This window comes from Variovorax sp. P4_D9 (assembly GCF_056401695.1).
Genome location: NZ_JBFUIU010001565.1, coordinates 1 through 1,009 on the forward strand (window position 1 = coordinate 1; position 1,009 = coordinate 1,009).

General features: G+C 66.4%; 2 protein-coding genes. Both read left to right on the forward strand.

Features of this window, described 5'->3' with window-relative positions; all coding sequences use genetic code 11:
* Nucleotides 1-310: hypothetical protein (locus AC1DY5_RS56930; RefSeq protein ID WP_478122923.1), on the forward strand; the 310-nt coding region annotated here is incomplete at its 5' end.
* Nucleotides 307-1,009, forward strand: a 703-nt coding sequence (locus AC1DY5_RS56935) for a response regulator (RefSeq protein ID WP_478122924.1), incomplete at its 3' end; no start/stop codon positions are given. The genes AC1DY5_RS56930 and AC1DY5_RS56935, both read left to right, overlap by 4 nt.

Sequence of the window (1,009 nt, forward strand, 5' to 3'; positions counted from 1 at the left end):
CATGGACAGCACCTGCCTCGGCACGGTGCACGAGCTGGTGGCCCGGGGAGGCGTGGTTGTCCGGGGAGTGACGCCGGCCGTGTGCGCCCTGTTCGAGGAACTGAGCATGCAGCTGGTGCTGGCCGCGGTCCACGAGGACAGCCCCGCCGCGCCCGAGCTCTACGCGCTGGGCACGGGGCACGACCAGGCCTCGGTCCAGAAGCGGATCCTGCACGCGCACGAGGCCCTCTCCGCGCTGAGCGAACGCAACCGCGAGGAGTTCAAGGATGTTGTCGAGTCGCTCCGTGGMGAGCAGGACGGGCCRAGATGACCGCTGCCATTCGWGTGCTGCATCTCGAGGACGACCCGGCCGATGCGGAACGCATCCGGAGCAGGCTGCAGGACGAGGACCTTGCCTGTGACATCGTGTGGATGCAGACCCGGGAGGACTTCGTCTCCRCCCTGCATCGGCTGACCTTCGACCTGGTRCTGTCCGACTACGAAGTCGGCGGCCTGGAAATGCTGCGGCAGGTACGGCAGCAGCGGCCGGAGCTTCCGCTGATCGTGATTTCCACCGCGATGACCGAGGAGGAGGCGGTGGATTGCATGAGGGCCGGCGCCACGGACTACGTTCTCAAGCAGCGCTTGCGGAGGCTCGGGTTCTCGGTGCGGCGAGCGCTTGCCGAACAAGCGCAGACGGCGGCGCTGCGCCGGGCGGAAGAAGAGTTGCGTGCCCTGAACGTCGACCTGGAGGCGCGCGTGCGCCTGCGCACCGCCGAGCTGGAAACGGCCAATGCGTTTCTGAACTCGGTGATCCACCACATCCCCTATCAAGTCTTGGTCAAGGATGCCGTCGACCTGAAGCTCGTCCGCGTCAACCGCGCCCTCGAGGAATTGACGGGGCGCAGCGAGCAGGAACTGCTTGGCAAGACGGTTCACGACTTTGTCAGTTCCAAAGAGGAGGCCGACTTCTTCACCGCCAAGGACAAGGAAGCGCTGGCGCTGGGCCGGGAAGTGGACATCCCCGAGG